Origin of the sequence: Salinactinospora qingdaonensis (assembly GCF_039539445.1) — a bacterium.
GTDB lineage: Bacteria > Actinomycetota > Actinomycetes > Streptosporangiales > Streptosporangiaceae > Salinactinospora > Salinactinospora qingdaonensis.
The window spans coordinates 1-25,426 of sequence record NZ_BAABDD010000029.1; the positions used below are offsets into that span (position 1 = coordinate 1).

Sequence of the window (25,426 nt, forward strand, 5' to 3'; positions counted from 1 at the left end):
ACGTGCTGACCATCGGGGTGACCGGATCGGGCAAGGGCTCGGTGATCTGGTCGGCCATCCGCGCCATGCTGCCCGCCCTCAGCACGGGCACAGCGCAGGTGTGGGCCATCGACCCCAAACGCATGGAACTGTCCTACGGACGGCCGCTGTTCGCGGCCTACGCCGACACCGGCGAAGCCGCGTTGGAGCTGTTGGAGCGGGCGGTGGCCACGATGCATGACCGGGCCGCGCGCTACGCCGGGACTCGCCGGGGCCACACGCCCAGTGTCGATGACCCCTTCATCGTGGTTGTGGTCGATGAGGTCGCGTTTTTGACCGCCTACCACCCGGATCGTGACGTGCGGCGCCGCGCCGAAAACGCCCTGGCCACCCTCACCAGCCAGGGCCGTTCGGTCGGCCTGGCCGTGCTGGCCGCGTTGCAGGATCCGCGCAAGGAGGTGTTGAACCTGCGCAACCTGTTCCCCGACAAGATCGCCCTGCGGTTGGACGAAGCCTCCCAAGTCGACATGGTCTTGGGCGAAGGCGCACGCGAACGCGGCGCCAACGCCCACCTGATCGACCCCGACATGCCCGGGGTGGCCTTCGTCCGGTTGGAGGGCTCGCCCGCCCCGGTGCGGGTGCGCGCGGCCTACGTCTCCGATGGCGACATCGACCACATGACAGCCACCCACACGGCCTCGGCCACCCCGGCCACCCCGGCCACCCCGGCCGGTTCGGCCGCCTCGGGGGATACGGCGCCGTTGGCCACCCTGGCCGGCTCCGGGAACGTGGCCAGTGGCACGGCCGACCTGGCCGACTCGGCCACCTCGACGGCTCCGGCCGACGTGGCCACGCCGGGCGATACGGGCGCGGATCAGGGGGGTCAGTGATGCCGACTCCGACGGGGAAGTCCACGCGGGCTGAGCGGATGGCCCAGCCGTTGGCGCGTGAGGTGGCCGAACAGGTCGCCGCCGACAAGGGCGTCTGCATCCGGCCCGTCTCGCTGCGGCGCACCAACCTCGACACCGGCACCTCGGAGATCGTCGACGTGCCCTGCGGCGCCACGCTGGAATCGCGCTGTCCCGCCTGTGCCAGGCGCAAGCGCTCGATCCGGCGTAGCCAGTGTGAAGAGGGCTGGCACCTGGCCGAAGAACCGACCGTTGAGCCGGATGAGCCGAGCGGGCAGCAGCGGGCCTGGGTCGAACAACGCGCCCAGATCACGGCTGAACGCGACCACTTGGCGGCCTCCGGCGCGGTCGATGCCGACCACTTGGCTGAGGTGGATGGGGCCATCGCCGAGCTGGATAGCCAGATCGCGGCTTCGGGGCTGCGGGGCTCGCTCACCCCATCCTCGGCCTCGGCGGGTGCGGGGCGGTCGCGGCGGGTGCGCTCGACCAAGCGGCGCCAAGACGCCCCCGATCTACCGAAGCGGCCGATGAATCGGCGCACCCTCGGGCGCACCTTCCACGACCCTGCCACGGGCACGACGTTTCGGCCCTCGCTGTTCGTCACCCTCACGTGTGACTCCTACGGGCGGGTGCGCTCGGATGGGACGCCGGTCGACCCGGGCTCCTATGACTACCGGCGCGCGGCTCGCGATGCGCTGCACTTTTCCAAGCTCATCGATCGGTTCGTGCAGAACCTGCGGCGGGTGGCCGGCTTCGACGTGCAGTACTTCGCCGCCGTCGAACCCCAAAAACGCCTAGCGCCCCATCTGCACATGGCCATCCGCGGCACCCTGCCCCGCGCCGAACTGCGCCAGATCGCCGCAGCCACCTACCACCAAGTGTGGTGGCCCACCGCCGACACGGTGAAGTACGAGGGCGAGCACCTGCCCATCTGGGACGAAGCGGCCGAAACCTATCTCGACCCGGCCACGGGTGAGGTCCTGCCCACCTGGGATGAGGCCCTCGACGCCCTGGATGCCGACCCGGATGCCCAACCCATGCACGTGTGCCGTTTCGGCCGCCAGGTCGACGCCAAAGGCGTGGTGGCCGGATCGCCGGATGCCGACCGGTGTGTGCGCTACCTGGCCAAATACCTCACCAAAGACGTCGCCGAGTGCCACACCGTGGACACCGACGCCCAACAGCGCCACGTGGATCGGTTGGTTGAGGCGCTGCGCTTCGAACCCTGTTCGCCCACGTGTGCGAACTGGCTGCGCTACGGGATTCAGCCGGCCAACGCCAAAGCCGGCATGCGCCCGGGCTTTTGCCGCTCCAAGGCTCACAAACGCCAACACCTCGGCTACGCCGGACGGCGCGTCCTGGTCTCACGCAAATGGTCCAACAAGACCCTCGCCGACCATCGGGCTGACCGGCTGGCCTGGGTCCTCCGGCAGCTCGGCGTCAACCCCGACCACGACCCCAGCGAGGAATCCGACGACTCGGACTCGCCCTCGGCGTCCTCCTCGGGCGCCTCAGGCGGTACTGCGGTGCCGCTGCACCTGTCCGGCAACCGCGAGATGTGGGAACTCGCCCGCCCCACTGACCCCGACGTCCCTCCCCGCGAACACCGGCTCTTACGCGCCGTCGGCGACACCCTCAACCGGCGCGCCCAACTGGAAGCGGCACGACAGACCAGACTCACCGAACTTTCGGCAACCGGGAAGGCGGCATGACTCAGCAACGGCTTTTGCTCACGGTTCCTGAAGCGGCGCGGGCCTTGGCGATCTCGCGGAGCAAGCTCTATGAGCTGATCGGCTCCGGCGTGCTGCGCTCGGTGCGTATCGACGGTTCTCGGCGGGTTCCCGTGGAGGCGCTCAACTCCTACGTCTCCTCCCTTTACTCCCCTGCCGAGTCGAAAGAGGTCGCTGCCTGATGCCCAAGACAGCTATCGCCACCCCTGACCCGGACGACTCCGGCGACGACGGCGCCACCAACCGCAAGGCTTCCCCCAAGCTGCGCGACGGGGTGATGAAACGGGGCAAGACCTGGTCCTACGTGATTCGCGTGAGCGATCCCGAAACCGGGGTGAGCAAGCCCAAGTGGGTGGGCGGTTTCGCCACCGAGGATGAGGCCAAGGCCGCGCGGGATGAGGCGCGCGTCAAGGCTCGGCGGGGTGAGTACATCGACCGCAACCGCGTGACAGTGGGGGAGTACCTGGCCGAGTGGATCGAAACCCACAGTGTCGAGATCAAACCCAAGACGCTGCACATGTACCGCTACCTCATCGAGCACTACATCGTGCCGCGTCTGGGGGAGATGCGGTTGCAAGCGGTGCGTCCGGCCACGCTGACCAAGTTCTACCGCGAACTCTCGGCAACCGGTGGGCGCAAGGGCAAGGGCCTCTCGCCGCGCACGGTGGAATACGTTCACGCCGTGCTGCGGCGGGCGTTTCGCGACGCTGTCGAGGTCGAGGAGATCTTGGCGTCCAACCCGGTGGAGCGGGCCAAGCGGCCACGCAAGAACCCCACGGAACCGGGGGCGGTGTGGACTCCGGCGCAACTGCGGGTCTTCCTCACCGAGGTGGCCAGTCGCCACCGGTTGCACGCTTTCTTCCACGTGGCGGCCTACACGGGGGCGCGTCGGGGTGAGCTGCTGCACCTGCGGTGGTCCGATGTCGACTTGGACGCCGCAGAGGTGCGCATCGCGGGGTCGGCGTCCTTCATCGAGGGGGAGCGCATCGAGGGCACGACCAAGAGCGGGCGCTCCCGTGTGGTCAGTATCGACGCCGACACGGTGGCCGTCCTCAAAGCCCATCGTGAACGGCAGGCCGAAGACCGGGAGACGCTGGGCGACGCCTGGCGCGGTGGCGGCGATCACGTGTTCACCACCGGTTGGGGGGAGCCGGTGCATCCGGACACGGTGTCCTCGCTGATGTCGACCATGGTCAACCGCTACAACAACCCGCCTCGGGGAGAGGCGAAACCGGCTGAGCCGCTGCCGCGCGTCCGGCTGCACGACTTGCGCCACATCCACGCCACGACGCTGCTGCTGTCCGGTGTTCCGGTGCATGTGGTGGCGGCTCGGCTGGGGCACGGTGACCCGGCGATCACGCTTCGGGTCTACGCGCACGTGATCGATGAACAGATGGCCTCGGCCGCCGACACCTTCGCCCAAGCGCTGCGGGACGCCTTGTAGCGCGTGTTAGCACACCTGTTAGCACAAAGGCCGGTTCCAAGATCGGAACCGGCCTTTGACCTGGGCGCACTCGGGAGGATTCGAACCCCCAACCTTCTGATCCGTAGTCAGATGCTCTATCCGTTGAGCTACGAGTGCATGTCATCAGGCGCGTTCCCCCGGGTTAGGGGGTATCCCCCTGAAGACGTCTCCGACTCTATCACGGCGCACAGCAGGCTTTGAGCACATGATTCGTGTGAGGGCGAACTGGGGGCTCTTCTTTGGGGCATGACGGAAAGTAGTCGGTTGCTGGAGACTCGCTCGTTTCCCTGCACGATCCTTCCGGAGGCAGGACGTCAGGAGTGTAAGGCCACGTAGCGGTGAATCTCGTTCCTGGTGCCTGGTGCAGCGTGGCTCACTGCTGGACAGGGGGCGCGGTTGTTCCCTGGGCAGCAGTGGCGTCAATGGAGCGCAGCAGAGGTGGGGACAGGAACTGTGCCTTGCCGCGGGTGTAGAGCGCAGCGGGGCGTCCGGTCTCCGCGATCCGCCGCTCGCCGGTGGGCTCGATGAATGAGGCAGCCCGGGTTACCTTGCGCCGGAAGTTGCTGGGGTCCAGAGGGAACCCCCAAACCACCTCGTAGACGCGCCGCAGCTCGCTGACAGTGAAAGGTTCCGCACAGAAGGCTGTCGCGACAGTGGTGTACTCAAGCTTGGACCTGGCACGCTCCAACGCGTCCCCCAGAATGTCCGCGTGGTCGAACGCGAGCTTGTTATGGCCGCTGAGTACCGAGTCGACCGGGACCCAGTAGGCGGCCTTAGCGTCCGTTCCGGCCATAGGGGTAGGCAGGTTTGGCCCGAGAGCGAGATAGGCCACGGTGATGACCCGTCCGCGGGGATCGCGGCCCGGAGCACCGTAGCTGTGGAGCTGTTCCAAATGTAGCTGTTCGCTGTCGATTTGGGTTTCCTCGGAAAGCTCGCGGCCCGCGGCCTCGTCCAGCGTCTCGTTGTCGCGTACATGTCCGCCCGGTATCGCCAGACTTCCCAAGAACGGCTCTTTGCCCCGTTCGATCAGCAGGACATGGAGCGCATCGTCACGCACTGTGAAGATCACGAGGTCTACCGTCACTACCGCTGGGAGCACCCTGCCCTCACGTTTGGGCTTGTCAGTCATCTTTCCAACCTACTAAAGGTCGCATTGACTTAAATACTCCCCCTAGTTAAGGTTGCAGTGACCTAAACAAGGGAGTTGGAGTGGACATGAGTGATCTTGTCCTCCTTGCAATGGGTTGCTGCCCGGCAGCCGTGACGACTGGTCTCCTCCGCCGGTATCGGCTCCAGTGGCCACACTCCCCGTGTGGCACCGGCGAACCAACTTCGGTCTAGATCCAGCGACGTGTCACCGCGCGGCCGTGCTGTGGCTCAGGGGAGTAAGGAGGCGAGTTTGACAGAGTTCTTGCTCGGCATAGTGAGTTCGCTCGCGGCCACGGCAGCGACGCTGGCGGGGGGATGGCTCCTTTCTGGTTCGCTTCCCCAATGGATTCTTGTGGCTTTCTCTCGCCTGACGGGGTTGGGGCTGCAACGTATCCACAAGTTCCAGAAGGCAGCCAACTCGGAAGTGGAAAAGGAGGTGGGGTGCGCGAGTTGGCTGAAGGTGATGGCGGGGCGCGGTAACGAGTTGACCCGAGATGCGTTCATCCCGATCTGGTCAGGAGAGAACGCGTCTTTGGATTTCGTGCAGATCCTCCTGCCGGACCCCGACAGCGCGGAATACTCCTGGCTTACTCGGCGGGAGGAGGAACTCCGCGATCTCGACCCCGGTCTTGGACGGGGGGTCCTCACGCAACAAGTACGTGCCAATACCTCCTACCTACGGCAGGCGACCAAAGAAAACGAGAAAGTCGCGCTGCGTTTCTACAATCTGCCGAACCTGTGGCGGGTTATCGCCACCGACAGACTCGCCTACATCACGCTGTACCGAAGCGGCGAGCACGGCAGGAACTCACCGTGCCTCGTCGCACGGAGACCGGGCTACCTGTACGACTTCGCGCTGTCGCTCTTCACCGCCGCATGGCGTCACAGTCGGCCGGCGTGCGGCGAGGCGGCGGAGCCTTCCTGAGCCCACAACCACGAAAAAACCGAAAATCACCCTCTTTTATCTCTTCTGTTCGGTGTAGAGCCATGTGCGTCGAATGATGATCAGTGTCACAAAAAAGGAGAATTGCGAACTTTCTTTTTGGGAAAACTCTTCCCTTTTTGGAGGAAATAGTATTCCATATGACCTGACAGTCTTCAGGTTCCTGCATCGGCACTCCCTTGATACATAGCTGTGAGGAGCGCACTGTGTCCAAAATAAACAACGAGCAGCCCCCTCTGGCGGGCGGAAAAATCCCGGGATGGAATGAAGTGGATTGGGCGGCCGGTCCACCGGGAGTCAGGGCGACCGCCCACCTTCGAGCCGCGGCCTGGGTCAGTCGTAATTTCCGCGAACTCGTGATCGGCGAGCGCGTTGAGCATGAATATCGACAGACTCCGCGTGAGCCTGGAATAGATCCGTATGCGGTGGTAAAGGAATGTCAGCGGGCACAGGAGGTAACCGGAAAAGCCGGCGTGTGGATGCTTTTAGTGCCCTTGCCGTTTCTGATATTCAACTTTTCGATTATGCTCTTCGGGTACAGCATAATATTCATGCTCATGCTCGTGCGGTGGTGGATGGGGAGTATCTCTTTTTTGGGAGGTCGTCGGGATTCGATATTAAACAAAGCGATTGTTTATATCATTCTGCTGTTTGCGTTCGTGACGACTGTCCCGCTTGTTGTATCGTGGTTATTTGGGATGATGGTTCCCTCGAGTCCGTCTCCTTCTGGGGGATATGCTGGGGGATTGGAGAGTACGAACCCCGCCGTGCAGGACAGTGGCGTGGCGTTTGGAAACATAATCCCCGCGCCCGTTGCGTTTATTTTCCTACTCGCCCTCTTCTTCTCGGTGGGGGTAGGGCTCCACCGGAAGAGGATGTTGAAAATCTTCCAGATATACAGCAAGACGAGTCCGGAGTCGTTCAGTGGCCCGAAACACGGCAACCGTGGCTCGGTTCCGGTTACTTTTTACAGCGATTTCATGCCGTTCGTCGGTGCTGGTATACCACTGGACTCATGGCCGTTCACGATGGAGCTGAGCCGGGCGACCGAAAAGGACGATCAGCCACAGCCCTTGGCTGAGGAGTTGGTGAGCGCTCTCTACGAGGGAGTAAAGAGTGAGGTCCACCGGCTCGGGGAGGGCGAGCAGTCACCAGAAAACGCCTACAGGGGCCTCGAGGTAAATGACTGTGTTTTCGTCTCAGCGGTACGTAACGACAGGCCTAAGAAGCTGCTCGAAAACATTCTGATCTCCTCCGACGGCGCAGAGGAGAAACAGGAAACCCCCCAGCTCAGCCCGGAGTGGGTCCAAGGGCTCATTCGGGCCTCCCACGAGAGAGCGAGACACTTCCTAGAGATCAGCCTGAACATGTGGGAGTGTCAGATCGTCGTGACGATCTTCGTGCGGCTCACCGTGCAGGGGGGCTCGCTGCGGCTGGAGGGCGAGACCTACGTTATGCCTCCCATCGCACGTCGCTACCGCATGATCGACGGAATCGTCGGTTCTCTCGATGAGCTGGATTCGTGGGAAAACGTCACCAAGGCCGCCTTGGCCAACATAGGAAGCGATATCCCTTCGAGTGTCAGCGAGTTCGTGGAGTGGTGGCGTTCCCAGAGCCGGACAAAGAAGAACAAGGACAACTACGAGACCGATATCGAAGCGGGAGAAATCGCGATCGATCACGGTCCTCGGCTGAGTATTCGTGAGTTGGGGTCGGAATCACGCTACGAACAGCTTTTCCAATCCCACGACGTGCGACGCTTCAATTCCGCGGTCAAGGAGCGAGTCCTCAAGGCCCTTATACCGGTGCTTAAGGAGGCGGACTACGAGACCAGCGACCTCGAAGGCGTCGTACAGCACATCAACCAAGGGTTCCAGTACTTCGGGGGAAGTCACGTTTTCTCCGGACCGATGGCCGCTGGAGAAGGGGCCGGTGCCATCCAGGTGCCGAAACCAAAACTTGGATAGAGCCAGCTCCCGCCTCAACGCACAAGAGAACGGACGAAGAAGAAATGAGCAACCAGGACCGGGACAACAGCGGCGGCTTCGTGTTCGACGGAGGGCAGCACACGTTTTCGGGGCCGATGGCCGCGGGGAGCAATTCTCAGGCTGTCCAGCACGGCGATTCGGCTTCGCAGCCTTCACCGCCGCGGCAGCGAACCCCGGACACCGTCTCCGCGGGCGAGAGCCGGCTGGCAACCGCGGTGGTGGTGACGGCGATCGAGGAGGAGTTCCGCGCGGTCGCCGAGCACCTCTCAGCCCCCTTCGACGAACACACTGAAAAAGACACCCTCTACAAGATCGGATTCTTGCGTGGACAGCGGCAGGATTGGCGCGTCGCCTTGGCCCAGGCCGGGCCGGGCAACGTGGGGGCAGGGGTGCACCTGGAGCGGGCGCGCTCGGCCTTCGCCCCCGACGTCATCCTCTTCGTCGGTGTCGCCGGTGGCCTCAAGGACGTGCGCCTCGGTGACGTCGTCGTGGCTGACGCGATCTATGACTACGAGTCGGCCAAGGAGCTCGAGAACTCTTACCAGCCCCGCATGAAGACCGCCTCCCCCTCCCACCGTTGCGTGCAACGCGCAATGGACGTGGCTCGTAGCGACGAATGGCAGCAGCGGGTCCGCACGGTGCTGCCCCCGGACATGCCACGGCCGCGCGCGCTGGTCAAACCACTTGCCGCCGGCGGCAAGCTAGTGGCTCACGACCAGGCACTGACCCGCCAGCGGTTGCGCGCCTACTGCGGGGACGCCACAGCCGTGGAGATGGAGGGGTACGGCTTTTTGCAGAGCGCCTATATGAGCGCAGGGGTCGACGCTTTGGTGGTCCGTGGCATCTCGGACCTGTTGACCGGTAAAGATGAGAGGAATGACGCATACTGGCAACCTGTAGCAGCTCGTACGGCCGCAGCCTTCGCCTGCGAGTTCCTCGATACGTTTGCCCTGTCGGGCGGCAGGTAGCCCTTCGGCGGGGTGAACCGCTCCTGCAACGGGCAACCTGGTGACACCGTTCGCGCGTCGGGGTGAGAGCGCGGCCTCAGCCCGGCGCGTTCGGCAGCCGTGGGCGAACGCCCGGGCGGCAGAGCCGGGCGCCCCTCCCGGCGCGCGATCAACATCCGACACTCGTGGCCAGCCACGACCGGCGAGGTCAAGGCGCTCCAGCTAACGGTGCAGCGCGGGGAACCTAGCCTCTGGAGACGAAACTAGGCGGGGTTGTCGCCGCGCCGGTTGTGCTGATCGTCCCACTCTTCTTGGGGCATGGCCGGGCCGGGGATGTCGCGGTGCCAGAAGGCCATCCACATCGACGCGCTGCCGATTCCCATGCGGGTGACCGGGAAGGCGTCATCGTTGTAAGGGTCGGCGTCCTCAGTGGTGGCCGCCTTGTGCTCGCGAGAGGTCCCGGTGGCTGTGGAGATGGCCCAGATATAGGACAAGATCAACGCGCCCAGGCCGGCGAACGCAAGTCCGAGCGTCATCTCGCCTGTGGCGAACCAGCCGATCGAGCCCGCTGCCAGCGCGAGGCCGAGGCCGGTCAGTCCTGAGCGCGGGTGGGGCGTGATTGAGCGCTGCATTTTTTCAGGGTAGGTGGGAGCGTCGGAGGGAGCGTGCTTTGCCTCACATTCTTTATGGTTTGGTGATGAAGGGGAGGAGGAAGGTTTTCCCGGATGTGACGCGCTCATGGTGTCATCCCCGGATACCGGCCTGGTCTGGCCCTTTTGGGGGGCCTTGGTGGGCGAGAGGTGCCTCTCCGAAACTGAGGCGCTCCGACAGCGTTCGCCGCGACCCCGGTGTGCGGGTGCTCCCGCAGACGGTCGGGGCCGCGGCGCGGTGCGCCGGTGGTCAGGACGTGGCCGCCGCCACCGCTTCGGCCCAGATCTCCACGGCGGCGTCGACCTGCTCACCAGTGACGATCAGCGGCGGGATCATCCGGACGACGTTGCCGTAGGCGCCGCAGGTGAGCAGGAGCAGGCCCCGGTCGGCGGCGGCCTGGTGCGCCCGCGTGGCGGTGGCGGTGTCGGGGGCGCCGTCGGGGGTGGTGAACTCGTTGCCGACCAGCAGGCCCATGCCGCGCACGTCACCGATGACGGGGTGCTCGTCGGCGACCTGGCTCAACGCCTTCTGTAGCCGCGCACCCATGGTGGCGGCGTTGTCGACCAGCCCCTCCTCTTCGATGACGTCGAGGGTGGCCAGCGCAGCGGCGCACGACACGGCGTTACCACCGTAGGTGCCGCCCTGCGATCCGGGCCAGGCCCGTTCCATCAGTTCGCTCGGGGCGGCGATGGCCGACAGCGGGAATCCGCTGGCCAGGCCCTTGGCGGTGATGACGACATCGGGGCGGATGCCGGCGTGGTCGTGGCCCCAGAAGCGGCCGGTGCGCCCGAACCCGGTCTGCACCTCGTCGAGGACGAGCAGGATGCCGTGCCGGTCGGCGCGCTCGCGCAGTCCTTCCAGGAACGCCGGCGGTGCCGGCACATACCCGCCTTCGCCCAGCATTGGCTCGATGAAGATGGCGGCGGTGTCCTTGGGCGAGCTGGTGGTCGCCAGCAGGTAGTCCAGCTCGCGTAGCGCGAAGTCGGTGGCCTGCTCCTCGCTCATGCCGAGCCGGTAGGCGTAGGGGAAGGCCGAGATCGCGACGCCGGGCATCAGCGGGCCGATCCCGGCGCGGATCTTGGTGCCCGAGGTGGTCAGCGACGCCGCCCCCATGGTGCGGCCGTGGAACGAGCCCTGGAACACGATCGCGTTCTGTCGGCCCGTGGCGTGGCGCGCCAGCCGCAGCGCGGCCTCCACCGCCTCGCTACCGGAATTGACATAGAAGAGCCGGTCGAGCCCCGGGGGCAGGACCGATCCCAGGCGCTCGGTGAGCCGCAGGAGCGGCCGGTGCATGACGGTGGTGTACTGCCCGTGGATGAGGGTGGCGACCTGCTGTTGGGCCGCGGCCACGACTTTGGGGTGGCAGTGGCCGGTGCTCGTGACTCCGATGCCGGCGGTGAAGTCGAGATAGCGGCGCTCGTCCTCGTCGAAAATGTAGGCGCCCTCACCGCGCGTGGCCAGGACAGGCGTTGCCTGCTTCAGGATCGGAGAGAGCCGGGCCGACTGCTCAACCATTCTCAGACCTCATTTCGTAGGATTGTTGACAATCGACGAAGCTATGGAATCATCCGCTCTGGGGTGATGTCCAGGTAGATCGGTTGTGTGGTCACGCCGCCTGATACCCCGTCATGGCCGTTATCGAACGCGGTCGGGCGGGCAGACGTAGAAGCAAAAGCGCGCCCGGCGCGGCCGTGGGCAATGTGGCAATGCGCAGCCCGGAAGGGGACGTTGAGAATGACCTCGGCAGATCGCGAAGCACAGGTCGTCGACCAGGTGCCCAAGCAGCTCTCCATCGGTGGACAGTGGCGCGACGCGACGTCGGGCGCCACCTTCAAGGTGGAGGACCCCGCGACCGGTTCGGTGCTGTGCGAGGTCGCCGATGCCGGTACCGACGACGCCTTCGCCGCGCTAGACGCCGCGGCTGCGGCACAGGCGTCGTGGGCGAAGTATCCCCCGCGGGAGCGGGGGGAGATCCTGCGCCGCGCCTACGAGCTGATCATGGCGCGCCAGGACGAGTTGGCACTGCTCATGACGTTGGAGATGGGCAAACCCGTGGCGGAGTCCAAGGGAGAAATCGCCTACGCCGCTGATTTCTTCCGCTGGTTCGCCGAAGAGGCGGTGCGGATCGAGGGCGGCTTCGCCACATCTCCCAACGGGCAGGCCCGGTTCCTCATCATGCGCCAGCCGGTGGGTCCCTCCATGCTCGTCACCCCCTGGAACTTCCCCATGGCCATGGGGACGCGCAAGATCGGCCCTGCCGTGGCGGCCGGCTGCACGATGGTGTTCAAGCCCGCCCAGCAGACCCCGCTGTCGGCGCTGGCGCTGACGGCCATCTTGGCCGAGGCGGGGCTGCCCGAGGGAGTGCTCAGTGTCATCCCCAGCAGCGACGCCGGCGGTGTCACCGAGCCGCTGCTGCGGGACGGCCGAATCCGCAAGGTGTCCTTCACCGGCTCCACCGGTGTGGGGCGCAAGCTGCTGGAGCAAAGCGCCGAGCAGGTGCTGCGCTCGTCCATGGAGCTGGGGGGCAACGCGCCGTTCCTCGTTTTCGACGACGCCGATCTCGACGCCGCGGTCGAAGGCGCCATGCAGGCCAAGATGCGCAACATCGGGGAGGCGTGCACGGCCGCCAACCGGATCTACGCGCAGTCGGGTGTGGCCGAAGAGTTCGCTCGCCGGCTGGGCGAGCGCATGGCCGCGCTGCGGGTGGGCCGCGGCACCGAGGAAGGGGTCCAGGTGGGTCCGCTGATCGACGCCCGCGCCCGGGAGAAGGTGCAGAGTCTGGTCGACGACGCGGTGGGGCGCGGCGCCCGGGTGCTCGTCGGCGGCGAACGCGGCGCCAGCGAAGGCTACTTCTACCAGCCCACGGTGTTGACCGATGTGCCTCAGGAGAGCCAACTGTCCCACACTGAGATCTTCGGCCCCGTGGCGCCGGTCATCCCCTTCGACTCCGAGGATGAGGCGCTCGCCGACGCCAATGACACCGAGTACGGCTTGGTGAGCTACGTGTTCACCCAGGACTTGGGGCGGGCGTTTCGAGTCTGCGAGGCGCTGGAGACCGGCATGGTGGGGCTCAACCAGGGCATCGTGTCCAACCCGGCCGCCCCGTTCGGGGGGATCAAGCACTCCGGGCTGGGCCGTGAGGGCGGCCGTGTCGGCATCGACGAGTTCCTGGAGACGAAGTACGTCGGTCTCGCCGGTATCGACGTTTAGCGCGGCCCCATAACTCCCTGAGGTGGGTGTGGCTGTTGCCCCCGGACGGGGGCAACAGCCACATGCTGTTTCGGCGGTGGTGTCCAGAACGGCCCGGAGCGGTGGTCGTGGCAGCTCACGCACTGGGGCGGGCCGAGCGTGCCGCGGCTACGCCCGGCGGAGCCGGTACCGCTCGTCGCCGGCTCCCTTTCGCGAAGGCTCAGTCGGTGGTGTCGTGGGGGCCGCCGGAACCGCCGCTGCTGTCGGTCGTTTTGTTGTTGATGCGCTCCACCGTGTCGAGCATGTGCGACTCGATAAGGCGCAGCAGGAGCTCCTCGTCGCCGTCGGAGATGGCGTCGACCAGCTTCTGGTGCTCCTCGACGAGCTCGTTGGCCTCGGGGTAGCTGTCTTGCATGACGGTCAGGCACATGCGCGTCTCGACCAGCAGTGTCTGTGCCATGCGTTCCAGCCGCGAGTTGCCTGAGCAGCTCACCAGCGTCTGGTGGAACGTCTGATCGGCCTCGCTCATTGCGACCCGGTCGCCTGTTGCGGCGGTCTCGCGCAGCTCGTTGAGCGCCGCCGTCAGCCGCGCCAGCGCTTCGCCACGGTTGCCGCGCATAATCAACCCACATGCGCAGCGTTCGACCGCGAGCCGCGCCGTGTAGATGTCGCGCACGTCCTCAGGGGTGAGTTCGACGACGAACAGGCCTCGGTGGCGTTCGCTGCGCAGCAGTCCCTCTTGGACGAGCCGCTGCGTCGCCTCGCGCAGCGGCCCGCGGCTCACGCCCAGGCGGCTGGCGAGGTCGGCTTCGCCGAGCTGGTCGCCAGGGGAGAGGGAACCGTACATGATGGCCGCACGCAGTTGGTTGGCGATGAGGGCAGCGGTCGACTCGCGGGGGACGGGTTCGAGATCACCTGAAGAATTCATGGCATCCCTGCGCTTGTGTTGAATTGGAGGGCGGTTAGGGGTTATTCGACCCTAACCGCCGGTTTCGCACGCTCACTGCCGCACTGGGGTCACCTGTCGGGTTCGGTGGCCAAGGCGGCGGGCACACCAGCGCTGAACAGGGTCCCCAGTCCTGGCCGCGGCCCGGTCGCCCCGGCCAGGCGCAGCCCCTGCCACACGCTCACCTGGTTCGCTGTGAGCACGGGCTTGCCGAGGCGTTCCTCAAGCGGTTCCAACAGCGCAGCGCTGTGCAGCGCGGTGTCGGGCACCAGCACGACCTCAGCGTCGGGATGGTCGTTCATCGCCACGAACTCCAGAGCCTCGGCAGGGGCCAGCTCGCCCACTTCCGCGGCTGTGACGATGCCGCGACTGGCCATCGACGTCACCTCCAGCCCCGCCTCTCCCAGGAACGCCACGAACCGCTGCGCGACATCGTCGGGGTAGGTCGCCGCGATCGCGACCCGGCCGGCACCAAGGTGGTTGACGGCGTCGACGAACGCGAACGAGGTACTCGACGCCGGCACACCGGCCGCCGCGCCGACCCCGTCGGCCTGCTTCTTGGCTCCTTCCCAGCCGAAGACGAAACTGCCGCTGGTGCAGGCCCACACGATGGCGTCGACGCCCTGCTCGCGCAGGGTGTGGGCGCCCGCTTCGAGGACGTCGGCGCCGCCCACGTCCAGTAGCGCGTCGACCCGGTGGGCGTCTTCGCGCATGAGCGTGTGCACCAGCCGCAGCGTGACGTCGCCGCCCAGGAGCTCCTGGAAGGCGGGGTAGTCGTCCTCAGCGCTGTAGCCGGGGTAGAGGAACCCGATACTGGCCCCCAATGGCCCTCCTTCGTCGTCGTGGTCGGTGCTGCTAGGCGGCAGTGCGTCCCGTGGCCTCCACCAGCCATTGCCCGTGGGCGACGGGGTCGCGGCCGATGGCCCGGAGCGCTCCCCACATCGTGACCTGGTTAGCGGCGAGGACGGGTTTGCCGAGCATCCGTTCCAGGGGGGCGATGATGTCGTAGGTCAGCACGTTGGTGCAGCTAATGTAGACCGCCTCGGCCTCGGGGTGGTCGACCTCGCGCACCGCCTGTACTACTTCCGAGTAGGTCACCTTCCAGATGTGGTTGAGCAGCCCCAGGCCGACGCTGGAGACCGTCTCGACGCCGTGTTCGCCGAGGTAGCCCAACAGCCGGTCGGTGACGCTGTCGACATAGGGGGTGACGACGGCGATCCGGCGGGCGTGGAGGGCCTCGAGCGCTTGGACCATCGCCCCGGAGGTGGTGACCGCGGCCGGGGCGCCCGCCTCCAGGATGCTGTTGTGGAGCCGTCGCTCGCCGTCGATGCCGTCAACGAAGCTGCCTGAGGCGCAGGCATATCCCACGGCCAGCGGTTCGGGGGCGAGCAGATCTCGGGTGGCGCGGCGTACGTTCTCGCCGTTGCTCAGCGAGGAAGCCATGTCCACGGTTACCGGCACGGGGACGAAAGGGAGCCGGGTCAGGTGCAGGGAGACGTCGTCGGGGGCCCACCGCCATAGCTCACGATCGAGGGCGAAGTCGAAGGGGGCCACGACTCCGACCCCCGACTGTCCGGGGGGCTCTGGCAGGCCGTGGATCTCTATGACGTTGTCGAGGTCGCCGGTTCGGCTGTGATCCGCGACCGTTGTCGGTGCGCGGGCGGGCAGGGTGGTCGTTGCTTCCGTGTCCTCGGCGATGCTTAGCGCAGTGTTGACCAGCTCTCCCCGTTCGGTGCCGTCGAACGTGTGGCTGCTCGGCCGATCGGTCCGCATTGGTCACTCACCTCCTTCGTTCCTCATCCAGATCGATCCCGTTTTGGGGCGTTGCCGAACGGGGTTACTGTTCGAGCCTGCGGTAGACCAGGCGTTCCCCCACGCTGCCCGAGCGCCACACGTCGTGGCATGCCTCCGCCATGCGGTCCAGACCTTCGACGATCGTGGCGTAGACGTTGCCCGGGACCCAGCCGACGTCACCGTTGAGCAGCAGGTTGTTGCGGCCGTAGAAGATCGCCAGGTCGATGACTCCGGGAAGCTGGTCGATGCCTTTCTCCTCTTTGAACTGGCGGTCGAGCATGCCGCCGTCGAAGGAGAAATACACGACATCTCCCGGGATGGGAGTGACCGTGGGGTTTTCCTGACCGGGCTCCTCTTCGGCGAAGCGCGGGACCATCGCGTACACCTCGTTGCGGGCGTACTTGGCGTGGTAGATGTCGCCTTCCTGCGGCAACGCGTTCCAGACCGCCGCACATGTGCGGGGGGCGTCCTTTTCCAGGAGTTCGGCCACGCAGCTCACGCCGCGCTTCGCCAGGCTGATGGTCATGCGCTTAGACATCGTCGGGTTGGCCCCTTCTGCATCGGCGGGGTCGAGTTACGGGGGTGGCGATTACGTGACGGCCGTGACGGACCGCCACCGGCATGCCGGAGCCACCCCGGACCCGCCGGCATAACCGGTGTGGACCTCGCCGAAAGGGGGCGAGACCAGGAACGACATCGTCGCTCGTGACCCCTGCGGTGTAACCGCGGATTGTTGACAATCATACGATCATTACCTAGCGTGTCAATGATTTGCTGGCGGAACAGGCGTTACACTTTTGTTACGCTTGGTAGTAATGAGGGTACGGGGGCAGCTGTTTCGGTGAACCGGATAAGCTCTGCGGCGGCGAGGACGCGGCCTCTGGAGTAAGGGGGCGTGGGAGGCCGGCGTTCCGTCTCTCGATATTCTTCGCGGTGGCCTGACGGTAGCTCTCCTGTGGCGTGATGATCACCATAGTCGAGAGCTAGATCACACCTGTGTCTGAACTGGGTAAATCAACGTTATCCCAGCTCACACAATAAAGGGCTCTTCCCCAATGCCGGATGTCCGACAAACATATTTCTGGTGGGATCGGGGGTAATTCGTGCATGACTCATGGCCGAAACATGAGTTTTTTATTCTCACCATCCTGTCCGGCAGTTCACGTCCGGGGAGTCCGCTGTGAGCCACGATCCCAGTCACGCCGTATCCACCGTTCAGCACCCAGTCGCGCCACCACAGATGCCGCCGTCCCCGCCACGCACCCAAGGGGAACACCGTCCTCGGGCCGTGCCGCTCTACGCGGCGGCCCAATCCGGAGAGCACGACTCGCTCTGGGAGGAGCTGCGCGCCAGGTACGGTGCTGTAGCCCCCGTCGAGATCCTTCCCGGCGTCAGTGGCTGGTTGCTGTTGGGCTACCACGAAAACCTCGACGCGCTGCGCGACCGCAGCCGCTTCTCCGCCGATCCGAGTCGCTGCCCGTATGCGCATAACGGTCAGATGCCGCAACCCTCAGCCGGACAATCGCAGCGCACGCTGGCCGGCGACGGCCCGGAACACCGCCGGCTGCGTGCCCCCATCGTCGACGCTCTCACTCGGCTGCACGCGCCCAAAGTGACCGAGACGATCAACCGCATCGCTTCGGAACTCATCGACAACGTCGCCACCAAGGGCACCGCCGACCTCATCGGGGAGTACGCTGCCCCGTTGCCCGCCCTGGTGCTCAACCAACTTTTCGGTCTCGACGACGAATACGGTCGCCTGCTCGCCGACCTCAGCGCCACTCTGTGGGACGGCGACCCCGAGAGCGTGCAGTGGGCCACGAACCAGATCCACGCCTATTTCGCCGCCTTGGTCGCCCGGAAACGCGCTTCCCCGGGCAACGACATCACCTCCTGGCTTCTTGAACACCCCTCCAACCTCACCGACAAGGAGGCGGCCGAAGAGCTCACGCTGATGTGGGCCGCCGGGCACGAGCCCACGACCCACCTCATCGGCAACGCCCTGCGCCGGCTGCTCGCCGATCCCGAGATCACGGCGGCCTACGGCGGTGTCACCCTGCCCGCCGAGGACTTCATCGACTACGTCATGTGGGTCGACCCGCCGTTGCAGACCGCGGCGAGCCGCTTCTCGGCCCACGATCTGCGGCTGGGGGAGGCCGACATCAAGGCGGGGGAGGCGCTGCTGCTCGGCTTCGCCCCCGCCCATGCCGATCCGGCGGTCTCGGCCTGGCAAGCGCGCGACGTCATGGCGCTGGCGGGTAACCGCGCTCACCTGATGTGGGGCGCTGGGGCGCACGGCTGTCCCGCGCAGAGTCTGGCGCGCGAGATCACCACGATCGCCATCGATACCGTCGTCAACCAGCTCACCAACCTCCACCTGGCGGTCGACCCGCAGCGGCTGCGCTGGCGTAGCTCGCTGTCGGTGCACGGCCTGGTCGAGTTGCCGGTGGAGTTCCACCCGCGCGAGTCCGCGCAGCCGGCGGAGGACCCCCAACCACAGCACAGCCGCAAGCGCATCTTCCGCAAGCGCCACCGCGCTCCCTCCCGCGGCGCTCGCTACGGTGCCCCCGGAGCCGCCGAGAAGAAGACCGAGCCCACCACGGTCGTCCGTGCGCCCCGCACCGCCCAGCAGGCGCCTCCGTCCCGCGGGGCGCGCTACGGCGCTCCCGCCGCTGCCACGCAAGCCGCCGAACCTTCCCGCGACGCGCTGGATCACCTGCTGGCCTCCTGGCGCGACAGCAAGGGAGGCTGACCTGGGGCGCCCGCAGGGCCCTCGCCTCCGTCTTCAGCCACGGGGTCCGCCACTGGCCCCGTGGCGGTTGCATCTTCGGGGCAGCAGTCACGGTGAGGCAGCCGATAGCGAGATTGAAGATTGTTGACAATCGGTTTGGCGCTTCCCTAGCGTGTCACTGGCGTCGAGGTAGTGGGACCTCGCTTGGTGGGGAGGCCGACATGAGTGGGCTGGCCAGAGCCGGGCACGGCGTCGCCATGTCGGCATCTTTCGGGTGCGTCCCCCGCCGCCGGTCTCGTCGCAGACCCTCGGGAGAGTGAGCGTCCCGGCGACGGCGACGCGGCTGCCAATTCCGTACCCGCCCACCTGGCATTGGGAGGCTGTCCGGTGAGTAGCGACTCGCCCCATCTCGTCGTCCTGCACGGTGCCGATCTGCCGCCCCGGCCCGAACTGTTCACCGCCGACCCCCGCGTGGGTCCGGTCAGCTACACCACCGCCGACCACCTCCCCGACGTGCTGCCCGGCGCGCGGGCGCTGTTCGTCTGGGAACTGTTCTCCGAGGCCGTGGCCGCCGCCTGGCACAAGGCCGACACGCTGCGCTGGGTCCACGCGGCCACCGCCGGAGTGGACAACCTCATGTTCCCCGGCCTGGTCGACAGCGACGTCGTCCTCACCAACTCCCGTGGCGTGTTCGACCGTCCCATCGCCGAATACGTCCTTGGCCTCGTCCTGGCCCTGGCCAAAGACCTTCCCGGCACCCACGACCTGCAACGGCAGCGTGCCTGGCGCCACCGCGAAACCGAGCCGATCGGTGGCCGTCACGCTCTGGTCGTGGGAACCGGCCCCATCGGCAGGGCCATCGCTGGCCAGCTCTGCGCCGCCGGACTGACCGTCGAGGGGGTCGGCCGCTCGGCGCGGACGGCCGACCCCGACTTCGGCACCGTCACCGCTTCCACCGAGCTGCATCTGGTGCTGCCCCGAGCCGACTACGTGGTGCTCGCCGCCCCGCTCACCGACGCCACCCGTGGCCTGATCGACGCCGCGGCCTTGAGTCGCATGCGGCCCACCGCCCGCCTCATCAACGTGGGCCGCGGCCAGCTCGTGGTGGAAGCCGACCTCGTCGAGGCACTGCGCGAGGGAACCATCGCCGGCGCCGCCCTCGACGTCTTCGAGGACGAGCCGCTGCCGGAGTCGTCCCCGTTGTGGGAGCTGCCCGGTGTCATCGTCTCCCCGCACATGTCCGGCGACGTCATCGGGTGGCGCGAGGAGTTGGTGCGACTGTTCGCCGACAACCTCGCCCGCTTCCTCGACGGTCGTGAACTGCGCAACGTCGTCGACAAGGGGCGCGGCTACGTGTCGGGGCCCTAACAGTTCGGGTGGTCCCGCTCCCGCGGGATCTCGACCAGCCAACGAGAGAAGGTCCGCAGTGAGCATCAAGGCCCAAGGAACCGACCCCTCCGGCGCGGCCACCCCCTGGCAGGGCGATACCCCCGCCTCGCCGGCGGAGATGTCGGCCACCGAACTCCTGGCCGGCTACGCCGCCGGCGAGCTCTCCCCAGTGGAAGCCGTTGACGCCGTACTCGACCGCATCGCCAGCGAAGACGCCCACATCAACGCCTTCTGCCTGGTCAAAGCCGAGGAGGCTCGCGCTGCGGCGCGCGAGTCCGAGCGCCGCTGGCACCAGGGGAGCCCCCACGGCCGCCTTGATGGCGTGCCCACCGCCGTCAAAGACATCATGCTCACCCAGGGCTGGCCCACCCTGCGCGGCTCCCGCACCGTCGACCCTGACCAGTCATGGCAGGAGGACTCGCCCGCCGTGGCCCGGCTGCGCGAGCACGGCGCGGTCCTCGTCGGTAAGACCACCACCCCCGAGATCGCCTGGAAAGGGGTCACCGACAGTCCCTTGACCGGCATCACCCGCAACCCGTGGGACACCACCATGACCCCGGGCGGCTCCAGCGGGGGAGCCGCCGCGGCCGTCGCCATGGGGATGACCCACCTGGCTACCGGCACCGACGGGGGCGGCTCCGTGCGCATCCCCGCCAGCTTCACCGGCACCTTCGCCCTCAAACCCACCTACGGGCTGGTGCCGCACTACCCCGCCAGCGCGTTCGGCACCCTGGCCCACTCTGGGCCCATGACCCGCACCGTGGCCGACGCCGCCCTCATGCTCGACGTGATCTCTGGCCCCGACAGCCGCGACTGGTCGGCTCTGGCGCCACCGCCGGGCGACTTCACCAGCACCTTGGACCAGCCGCTGACCGGCATGCGGATCGCCTTCAGCCCCACGCTGGGATACGTCGAGGTCGAAGAGGAGGTCGCGCGCCCCGTGGCCGCGGCCGTGCGGGCTTTCGAGGAACTCGGTGCCCACGTCGAAGAGGTCGACCCCGGCCTGCCTGACTGCACCGAGGACTTCCACGTGCTGTGGTTCGCCGGAGCCGCCAAGGCTACCGCGCACCTCACGGCTGACCAGCGTGCGCTCCTCGACCCCGGGCTGGCCGAGATCATTGAGGAGGGGCTGAGCTACTCAGCGCAGGACTATCTGGCGGCCATGGGGACACGCATGGCCATGGGCGAGCGCATGGGGCGCTTCCACGACAGCTACGACCTACTCCTTACACCCACCATGCCCATCCCCGCCTTCGACGCCGGCTTGGAAGTGCCCCCCGGCTGGCCACAGCGGCGCTGGACCAGTTGGGCCGGGTTCAGCTTCCCGTTCAACATGACCCAGCAGCCGGCCGCCAGCGTCCCCTGCGGGTTCACCGCCGACCAACTGCCCGTCGGCCTACAGATCGTCGGCCCGCGCCACAGCGACGCCCGCGTGTTGGCTGCCGCCCACGCCTTTGAAAAGATCCGGCCGTGGCCGCACCTGTGGTCCCCCCTCGGTTGACCGTCGCCCCCGGCGCCGCGGTGGGCCGTGCCGCTCGCCCCGACCGTCGTCTCACTGGTCACGCTCTATAAGCGCCCCACTCCACGCCGCATCCGCCGCGTCGAGTGCGGGACTTTGGTCCCGCGGTAAAGGAGACCTTCGGCGGCCTGGGCGGTGCCGTCGCACGTTAACGTCGAAACGGGCGACTGTTACGTGGGGCACGCTGGAGGCGACATGACTGGCAAGGAGAGCCCGGACCCGATCCGGCTGTTCCTGGTCGACGACCACGAGGTGGTGCGGCGTGGCGTCGCCGCCCTGCTTGAGGGCGAGGGCGACATGCGCGTGGTCGGGGAGGCCGGTAGCTGTGAGCAGGCTATGAGCCGGCTACCCGCGGTCGAGCCCCACGTGGCCGTCATCGACGTTCGCCTGCCCGACGGTTCCGGGGTCGGCGTGTGCCGCGACATCCGCTCGGATCACCCCGAAGTCGCCTGCCTGATGCTCACCTCGTTCGCCGACGACGAGGCACTCTTCGACGCCGTGATGGCCGGGGCCGCTGGCTATGTCCTCAAACAGATCCACGGCGCCGACCTCATCGGTGCGGTGCGTACCGTCGCCACCGGTGGCTCCCTGCTCGACCCGCGCAGCACCGGCCGCATGATGGAACGGCTGCGCGGCAGCGGCGGCGAACAGCCCGACCCGCTCTCCGCTCTCAGCCCGCAGGAGCGCCAGATCCTGGACCTGATCGGAGAGGGGCTGACCAACCGGCAGATCGGGGAACGGCTCTACCTCGCAGAGAAGACCGTCAAGAACTACGTGTCGAGCGTGCTGTCCAAGCTTGACCTCAAGCGTCGGACGCAGGCCGCGATCCTCGTCTCCGAGCTGCGCGGTCAGGGGCGCTGATCGCTATGGAGAGGCGGGACATCCGGCAGGGGGCACCTGTGGCGGAGGAGTGGGAGCTTCCTGGGGGCGGCGGGATCGACGTCGACACAGCCGGTCTGGAGGTGCTGGATCGCCAAGAGTGTCTCAAGCTGCTGGCTGCCGCGCCGCTTGGCCGCGTCGTCTTCACCGACCAGGCGCTTCCCGCCGTACAGCCGGTGAACTTCGCTCTGGTGGGAAGGGACATCATCGTGCGGACCTCCCCTGACACCAAACTGGCCCGCGCCACGCTCAACGCGGTCGTGGCCTTCGAGGTCGACGAGTACGACGCCTACCGCCGTACTGGATGGTCGGTCATGGTCGTGGGGACGGGGCGAGCCGTCACTGACGCCGCCGAGTTCGCCGAGTTGGCCCGGCTGCCGCTACGGCCGTGGGCGCCGGGGGAACGGACCCACTTCATCCGCATTCAGACCAGGGTCATCACCGGGCGCCGCATCCTGTCTCAGGAGGCCGAGTAGGTTCTGTTTTTCGGACGGCTGGCGTGCGGGGGTTCTCCGTTCGCTCGTGTCTCGACCGCTGTGCGATCTCGGCAGCCTGAGGCGACAGCGGAGGCGCTCACTCGCTTCCGCCCACTACCTGTCCTCGCCGCCCTTTTCAAAAAACACAACCGGGATGGGCCCTCCGGCCGGTTCACCGCGACAGCGGGACGCGCCACACCAGCGTCGTGCCTCCTGCGGCCCCGCTTTCGGTGGACAGTTCCCCGCCCAGCGCGGCGGCCCGCTCGGTCATGTTGCGCAGCCCGCTACGGCGACCCTGTTCAGGCATCCCCACCCCGTTGTCGGTGACCTCCAGCCGTAGTTCGTCGTCGGCGCGCACCGTCACCTGGACCGCGTCGGCCTTGGCGTGGCGGGCGACGTTGGACAGCGCCTCACGCAGCACCGCCAGCAGGTGCTCCCCGATCTCCTCGGGCACCGATGTGTCGATGGTCCCGACGAGATCCAGTCCCGGACGGCAGCCCAGCGTGCGCCCGGCGGTCTCCACGGCGGCCAGGATGCGATTGCGCAGCGACGTTTCTTGCGGTGTGGGGGGATTCTGCAACGCGAACACCGTCGACCGGATCTCGCGGATGGTCTCGTCCAGGTCGTCGATGGTGCGCTGCACGCGGTCGACTCCCTCCGCGCTGTCGATCAGCCGTACCGTGCTCATCAGCGTCATAGCCGAAGCGAACAACCGCTGGATGACGATGTCGTGCAGGTCCTTGGCGATCCGATCGCGGTCCTCCAGCACGACCAGCCGCTCAGCGTCACGGCGCGCCTCAGCCAGTTCCAGTGCCACCGCGGCCTGCCCCGAGAAGGCGTCGAGCATGCGCCGCGTCGCCGGGTTGAACGGGGCGCGCACGCCGCGTTTGGCGAGCAGCAGTATGCCTCTGGTGTGTTCAGGCGTGCCCAGGGGGATGAGCAGGCCGGGCCGGAAGCCTCGATGCCCCAGCATCGGGCAGTTGATGTCGCGTAGGTCGGGAACGGTCATCCCTTCGCCGTGCTGGTAAACGTCACCGCACGGGCTGTCGGCGATCGCCACTGACGAGCCCGTGATCTCGGTGGCTTCGGAGCCTTCGGCGATCTCGGCGACAAGGTGCTCGTCGGCACTGTCGGGCAGCAAGACGATCGCGACATCGGCGTCGGCCATTTCGCGTGCCTGTTGGGCGAGGTAGCCCAGCACTTCCTCGGCGGCGTCGCCGTAGAGCAGTCGGGTGGTGATCTCGGTCGAGGCCGCCAGCCATCGTTCGCGCAGCCGCGTCTCCTCGTAGAGTCGCGCGTTTTCGATGGCTACGCCGGCCGCGGTGGCCAGTGCGGTCACCACGGCTTCGTCGTCTTCGTCGAACTCGCCGCCGTCGTGCTTGTCGGTGAGGTAGAGGTTGCCGAAGACCTCGTTCCGCACTTGGATGGGGACGCCGAGGAAGGTCTTCATCGGGGGATGTCCCTCGGGGAAGCCATGGAAACTGGGGTGCTCTTGCAGGTTGTTCAGCCGTAGCGAGCGCCGCTCGGTGGTGGGGAAAGCCAGGAGTCCGTCCCCATGGGGGAACCGAGAGATGCTCCCGGACTCCTGCGGGGTGAGACCGACTGGTATGAACTCCTCGAATCGGCCGTCGTCGCCCACGACCCCCAGCCCGGCGTAGCGCGCTTTGACCAGATGTGCGGCAGCCTCGGTGAGGCGGCGCAGCACGGTCCCCAAGTCGAGGTCGCTGCCGATCGACACGACCGCCTCAAGCAGTGAGTGCATGCGGTCACGTGTCGTCAGCGCAGCTTCGAGCCGGGAGTGCAGTTCGGTAAGGAGTTCATCCAGCCGCATCTGTGGCAGCAGTGGGTGATCGGGGGGTTCGGGCATGTGTCCATACCTCCGGAACACACGTTATCCCCTCACGCCACGTGTTCATTGCGGAATGGGCACTTTTATGGCTTTGTCGCTGCTGACTCGTTCGCGCGCTCCCCGAGAGAAAGCCTGTCCAGAGGTCGGCCCGGCTTCCGCGCATAGCCGGGCCGACCCTGACGCCCCCGGGGGGAAGGGGGCTTTGGGGAGGTTGAGTCATCCAGGTGCGTCATCGGCGCGGTCGAACACCGGATGCCCCTTCGGTGCCAGCGGTCCAATGGCACCGGAAGACGCGGCGCAACCCGCGTGCCCCTAGGACATCGTTATCTGCGTAGCCCGCCCAAGAGGACGAAGGACACGGGAGTGTAGGGCCTAACGTCCCGATTGGGACAATAATCCTAGGTTTTAAGTGTTTTGTCGGTCATATGGCTATTAAGGGGGCCGGCGTGCATGGCATCGCCTCGCTGCGGACACGGTAAGGCCCGCCGGCGTTTTGGGGCGGGGGAGGTCGTGGCCGGCGCGGGGTCGGGATCGCGTATCGAATGCACTCCGGCCTGGTGCAGAGCATCATTTTTCTGGCGAACCGGGCATCGTGCTGCCGATTTTCCTCGGAACCGCTTGCGCGGCAGGCCGATCGTGCTAGCGTCACTTTTTGTCGGCGGAACGAAGCTCCCCGTGTTCGTTCCGGCTCTGCGGCACCGGCTGGGCCTTTCCGTAGCGCCCCGGTCCGACACACCCGCCACGAGCGGGGCCGCGCGACGCGGCGGGCTAGTGTCCCTGCCCCTCCGCGTTCAGCGGTGAAACAGCCCCCGTAGCGGGCAACTGTGAGGAGCTCCCTTCACCTAGAAGGGAGCGAGGTCAAGCGTGAAGGGATTTCCGCCGTGGTGTCACTCG

20 protein-coding genes, 1 tRNA gene and 1 pseudogene are annotated in these 25,426 nt (G+C 66.8%); 13 read left to right on the forward strand and 9 right to left on the reverse strand.

Going from position 1 to position 25,426, the window contains the following annotated elements; genetic code table 11:
• The 4 genes and pseudogenes from ABD848_RS20565 to ABD848_RS20580 all read left to right on the forward strand — a co-directional run.
• Window positions 1–869 (forward strand): annotated as a pseudogene (locus tag ABD848_RS20565) (hypothetical protein); the annotation flags it as partial.
• Window positions 869–2,599: a replication initiator gene (locus ABD848_RS20570; protein WP_344975203.1), complete on the forward strand. Its 1,731-nt coding sequence runs from the start codon at window positions 869–871 to the stop codon at window positions 2,597–2,599. The pseudogene ABD848_RS20565 and the gene ABD848_RS20570, both read left to right, overlap by 1 nt.
• A complete protein-coding gene (locus tag ABD848_RS20575; protein WP_344975206.1) occupies window positions 2,596–2,799 on the forward strand; it encodes a helix-turn-helix domain-containing protein in 204 nt (67 codons plus the stop codon). The genes ABD848_RS20570 and ABD848_RS20575 overlap by 4 nt, the downstream gene beginning before the upstream one ends.
• Window positions 2,799–4,061 (forward strand): tyrosine-type recombinase/integrase, encoded by a 1,263-nt coding sequence (locus ABD848_RS20580; RefSeq protein WP_344975209.1) that lies wholly within the window; start codon window positions 2,799–2,801, stop codon window positions 4,059–4,061. Before ABD848_RS20575 ends, ABD848_RS20580 begins: the two co-directional genes overlap by 1 nt.
• A gap of 65 nt (window positions 4,062–4,126) precedes the next feature.
• Here ABD848_RS20580 and ABD848_RS20585 read toward each other — a convergent pair.
• Both ABD848_RS20585 and ABD848_RS20590 read right to left on the reverse strand, forming a co-directional pair.
• Window positions 4,127–4,199 (reverse strand) — tRNA-Arg (locus ABD848_RS20585).
• Window positions 4,200–4,455: 256 nt separating this feature from the next.
• Complete coding sequence (locus ABD848_RS20590) at window positions 4,456–5,211, reverse strand: NUDIX domain-containing protein (RefSeq protein WP_344975212.1); 756 nt, start codon at window positions 5,209–5,211, stop codon at window positions 4,456–4,458.
• A 270-nt stretch (window positions 5,212–5,481) separates the two neighbouring features.
• Between ABD848_RS20590 and ABD848_RS20595 the strand changes: the two genes are divergently transcribed.
• The 3 genes from ABD848_RS20595 to ABD848_RS20605 all read left to right on the forward strand — a co-directional run bounded on the left by ABD848_RS20595 (window position 5,482) and on the right by ABD848_RS20605 (window position 9,130).
• The gene (locus ABD848_RS20595; RefSeq protein ID WP_344975214.1) at window positions 5,482–6,156 is read left to right on the forward strand and encodes a hypothetical protein; all 675 of its coding nucleotides are present in this window, start codon (window positions 5,482–5,484) and stop codon (window positions 6,154–6,156) included.
• A gap of 224 nt (window positions 6,157–6,380) precedes the next feature.
• On the forward strand, window positions 6,381–8,141 hold the full coding sequence (locus tag ABD848_RS20600; protein WP_344975217.1) for a hypothetical protein: 1,761 nt from the start codon (window positions 6,381–6,383) through the stop codon (window positions 8,139–8,141).
• 44 nt (window positions 8,142–8,185) lie between these two features.
• The gene (locus tag ABD848_RS20605; protein WP_344975220.1) at window positions 8,186–9,130 is read left to right on the forward strand and encodes a 5'-methylthioadenosine/S-adenosylhomocysteine nucleosidase family protein; all 945 of its coding nucleotides are present in this window, start codon (window positions 8,186–8,188) and stop codon (window positions 9,128–9,130) included.
• Between the two features lie 242 nt (window positions 9,131–9,372).
• Here ABD848_RS20605 and ABD848_RS20610 read toward each other — a convergent pair whose 3' ends face one another.
• Window positions 9,373–9,741 carry a hypothetical protein gene (locus ABD848_RS20610; RefSeq protein ID WP_344975223.1) on the reverse strand — a complete coding sequence of 123 codons (369 nt, stop codon included), beginning with the start codon at window positions 9,739–9,741 and terminating at the stop codon, window positions 9,373–9,375.
• Window positions 9,742–10,009: 268 nt separating this feature from the next.
• The gene (locus ABD848_RS20615) at window positions 10,010–11,275 is read right to left on the reverse strand and encodes an aspartate aminotransferase family protein (protein ID WP_344975225.1); all 1,266 of its coding nucleotides are present in this window, start codon (window positions 11,273–11,275) and stop codon (window positions 10,010–10,012) included.
• 219 nt (window positions 11,276–11,494) lie between these two features.
• Here ABD848_RS20615 and ABD848_RS20620 point away from each other — a divergent pair, with 219 nt between their 5' ends.
• Window positions 11,495–12,970 (forward strand): NAD-dependent succinate-semialdehyde dehydrogenase, encoded by a 1,476-nt coding sequence (locus tag ABD848_RS20620; RefSeq protein ID WP_344975228.1) that lies wholly within the window; start codon window positions 11,495–11,497, stop codon window positions 12,968–12,970.
• Between the two features lie 199 nt (window positions 12,971–13,169).
• Here the strand turns inward: ABD848_RS20620 and ABD848_RS20625 are convergent, their stop codons facing one another.
• The 4 genes from ABD848_RS20625 to ABD848_RS20640 all read right to left on the reverse strand — a co-directional run bounded on the left by ABD848_RS20625 (window position 13,170) and on the right by ABD848_RS20640 (window position 16,215).
• On the reverse strand, window positions 13,170–13,877 hold the full coding sequence (locus ABD848_RS20625; RefSeq protein WP_344975230.1) for a GntR family transcriptional regulator: 708 nt from the start codon (window positions 13,875–13,877) through the stop codon (window positions 13,170–13,172).
• Between the two features lie 89 nt (window positions 13,878–13,966).
• A complete protein-coding gene (locus ABD848_RS20630) occupies window positions 13,967–14,719 on the reverse strand; it encodes a maleate cis-trans isomerase family protein (RefSeq protein ID WP_344975233.1) in 753 nt (250 codons plus the stop codon).
• Between the two features lie 31 nt (window positions 14,720–14,750).
• Window positions 14,751–15,668: a maleate cis-trans isomerase family protein gene (locus tag ABD848_RS20635; RefSeq protein ID WP_344975235.1), complete on the reverse strand. Its 918-nt coding sequence runs from the start codon at window positions 15,666–15,668 to the stop codon at window positions 14,751–14,753.
• A 64-nt stretch (window positions 15,669–15,732) separates the two neighbouring features.
• On the reverse strand, window positions 15,733–16,215 hold the full coding sequence (locus tag ABD848_RS20640; RefSeq protein ID WP_344975342.1) for a DUF3830 family protein: 483 nt from the start codon (window positions 16,213–16,215) through the stop codon (window positions 15,733–15,735).
• A gap of 654 nt (window positions 16,216–16,869) precedes the next feature.
• On the opposite strand from ABD848_RS20640, the gene ABD848_RS20645 reads away from it, so the two are divergent.
• The 5 genes from ABD848_RS20645 to ABD848_RS20665 all read left to right on the forward strand — a co-directional run bounded on the left by ABD848_RS20645 (window position 16,870) and on the right by ABD848_RS20665 (window position 22,683).
• The gene (locus ABD848_RS20645; protein WP_344975238.1) at window positions 16,870–18,441 is read left to right on the forward strand and encodes a cytochrome P450 family protein; all 1,572 of its coding nucleotides are present in this window, start codon (window positions 16,870–16,872) and stop codon (window positions 18,439–18,441) included.
• Between the two features lie 366 nt (window positions 18,442–18,807).
• The gene (locus ABD848_RS20650; protein ID WP_344975240.1) at window positions 18,808–19,788 is read left to right on the forward strand and encodes a D-2-hydroxyacid dehydrogenase; all 981 of its coding nucleotides are present in this window, start codon (window positions 18,808–18,810) and stop codon (window positions 19,786–19,788) included.
• A gap of 58 nt (window positions 19,789–19,846) precedes the next feature.
• Window positions 19,847–21,310 (forward strand): amidase, encoded by a 1,464-nt coding sequence (locus ABD848_RS20655; RefSeq protein ID WP_425567630.1) that lies wholly within the window; start codon window positions 19,847–19,849, stop codon window positions 21,308–21,310.
• A gap of 213 nt (window positions 21,311–21,523) precedes the next feature.
• Window positions 21,524–22,189, forward strand: coding sequence for a response regulator transcription factor (locus ABD848_RS20660; RefSeq protein ID WP_344975243.1), 666 nt, complete (start codon window positions 21,524–21,526; stop codon window positions 22,187–22,189).
• A gap of 38 nt (window positions 22,190–22,227) precedes the next feature.
• On the forward strand, window positions 22,228–22,683 hold the full coding sequence (locus tag ABD848_RS20665; RefSeq protein WP_344975246.1) for a pyridoxamine 5'-phosphate oxidase family protein: 456 nt from the start codon (window positions 22,228–22,230) through the stop codon (window positions 22,681–22,683).
• 172 nt (window positions 22,684–22,855) lie between these two features.
• Here the strand turns inward: ABD848_RS20665 and ABD848_RS20670 are convergent, their stop codons facing one another.
• Window positions 22,856–24,550, reverse strand: a complete 1,695-nt coding sequence (locus ABD848_RS20670) for a sensor histidine kinase (protein WP_344975248.1) — start codon at window positions 24,548–24,550, stop codon at window positions 22,856–22,858.
• Between the last annotated feature and the right edge of the window lie 876 nt (window positions 24,551–25,426).

Excerpts from the sequence above, each read along its gene's own strand:
- ABD848_RS20635 (WP_344975235.1), bottom strand. The coding sequence starts at position 15,668 with ATGCGGACCGATCGGCCGAGCAGCCACACGTTCGACGGCACCGAACGG.
- ABD848_RS20575 (WP_344975206.1), top strand. The coding sequence starts at position 2,596 with ATGACTCAGCAACGGCTTTTGCTCACGGTTCCTGAAGCGGCGCGGGCC.
- ABD848_RS20610 (WP_344975223.1), bottom strand. The coding sequence starts at position 9,741 with ATGCAGCGCTCAATCACGCCCCACCCGCGCTCAGGACTGACCGGCCTC.
- ABD848_RS20615 (WP_344975225.1), bottom strand. The coding sequence starts at position 11,275 with ATGGTTGAGCAGTCGGCCCGGCTCTCTCCGATCCTGAAGCAGGCAACG.
- ABD848_RS20625 (WP_344975230.1), bottom strand. The coding sequence starts at position 13,877 with ATGAATTCTTCAGGTGATCTCGAACCCGTCCCCCGCGAGTCGACCGCT.
- ABD848_RS20605 (WP_344975220.1), top strand. The coding sequence starts at position 8,186 with ATGAGCAACCAGGACCGGGACAACAGCGGCGGCTTCGTGTTCGACGGA.
- ABD848_RS20580 (WP_344975209.1), top strand. The coding sequence starts at position 2,799 with ATGCCCAAGACAGCTATCGCCACCCCTGACCCGGACGACTCCGGCGAC.
- ABD848_RS20620 (WP_344975228.1), top strand. The coding sequence starts at position 11,495 with ATGACCTCGGCAGATCGCGAAGCACAGGTCGTCGACCAGGTGCCCAAG.
- ABD848_RS20660 (WP_344975243.1), top strand. The coding sequence starts at position 21,524 with ATGACTGGCAAGGAGAGCCCGGACCCGATCCGGCTGTTCCTGGTCGAC.
- ABD848_RS20570 (WP_344975203.1), top strand. The coding sequence starts at position 869 with ATGCCGACTCCGACGGGGAAGTCCACGCGGGCTGAGCGGATGGCCCAG.
- ABD848_RS20670 (WP_344975248.1), bottom strand. The coding sequence starts at position 24,550 with ATGCCCGAACCCCCCGATCACCCACTGCTGCCACAGATGCGGCTGGAT.
- ABD848_RS20640 (WP_344975342.1), bottom strand. The coding sequence starts at position 16,215 with ATGACCATCAGCCTGGCGAAGCGCGGCGTGAGCTGCGTGGCCGAACTC.
- ABD848_RS20590 (WP_344975212.1), bottom strand. The coding sequence starts at position 5,211 with ATGACTGACAAGCCCAAACGTGAGGGCAGGGTGCTCCCAGCGGTAGTG.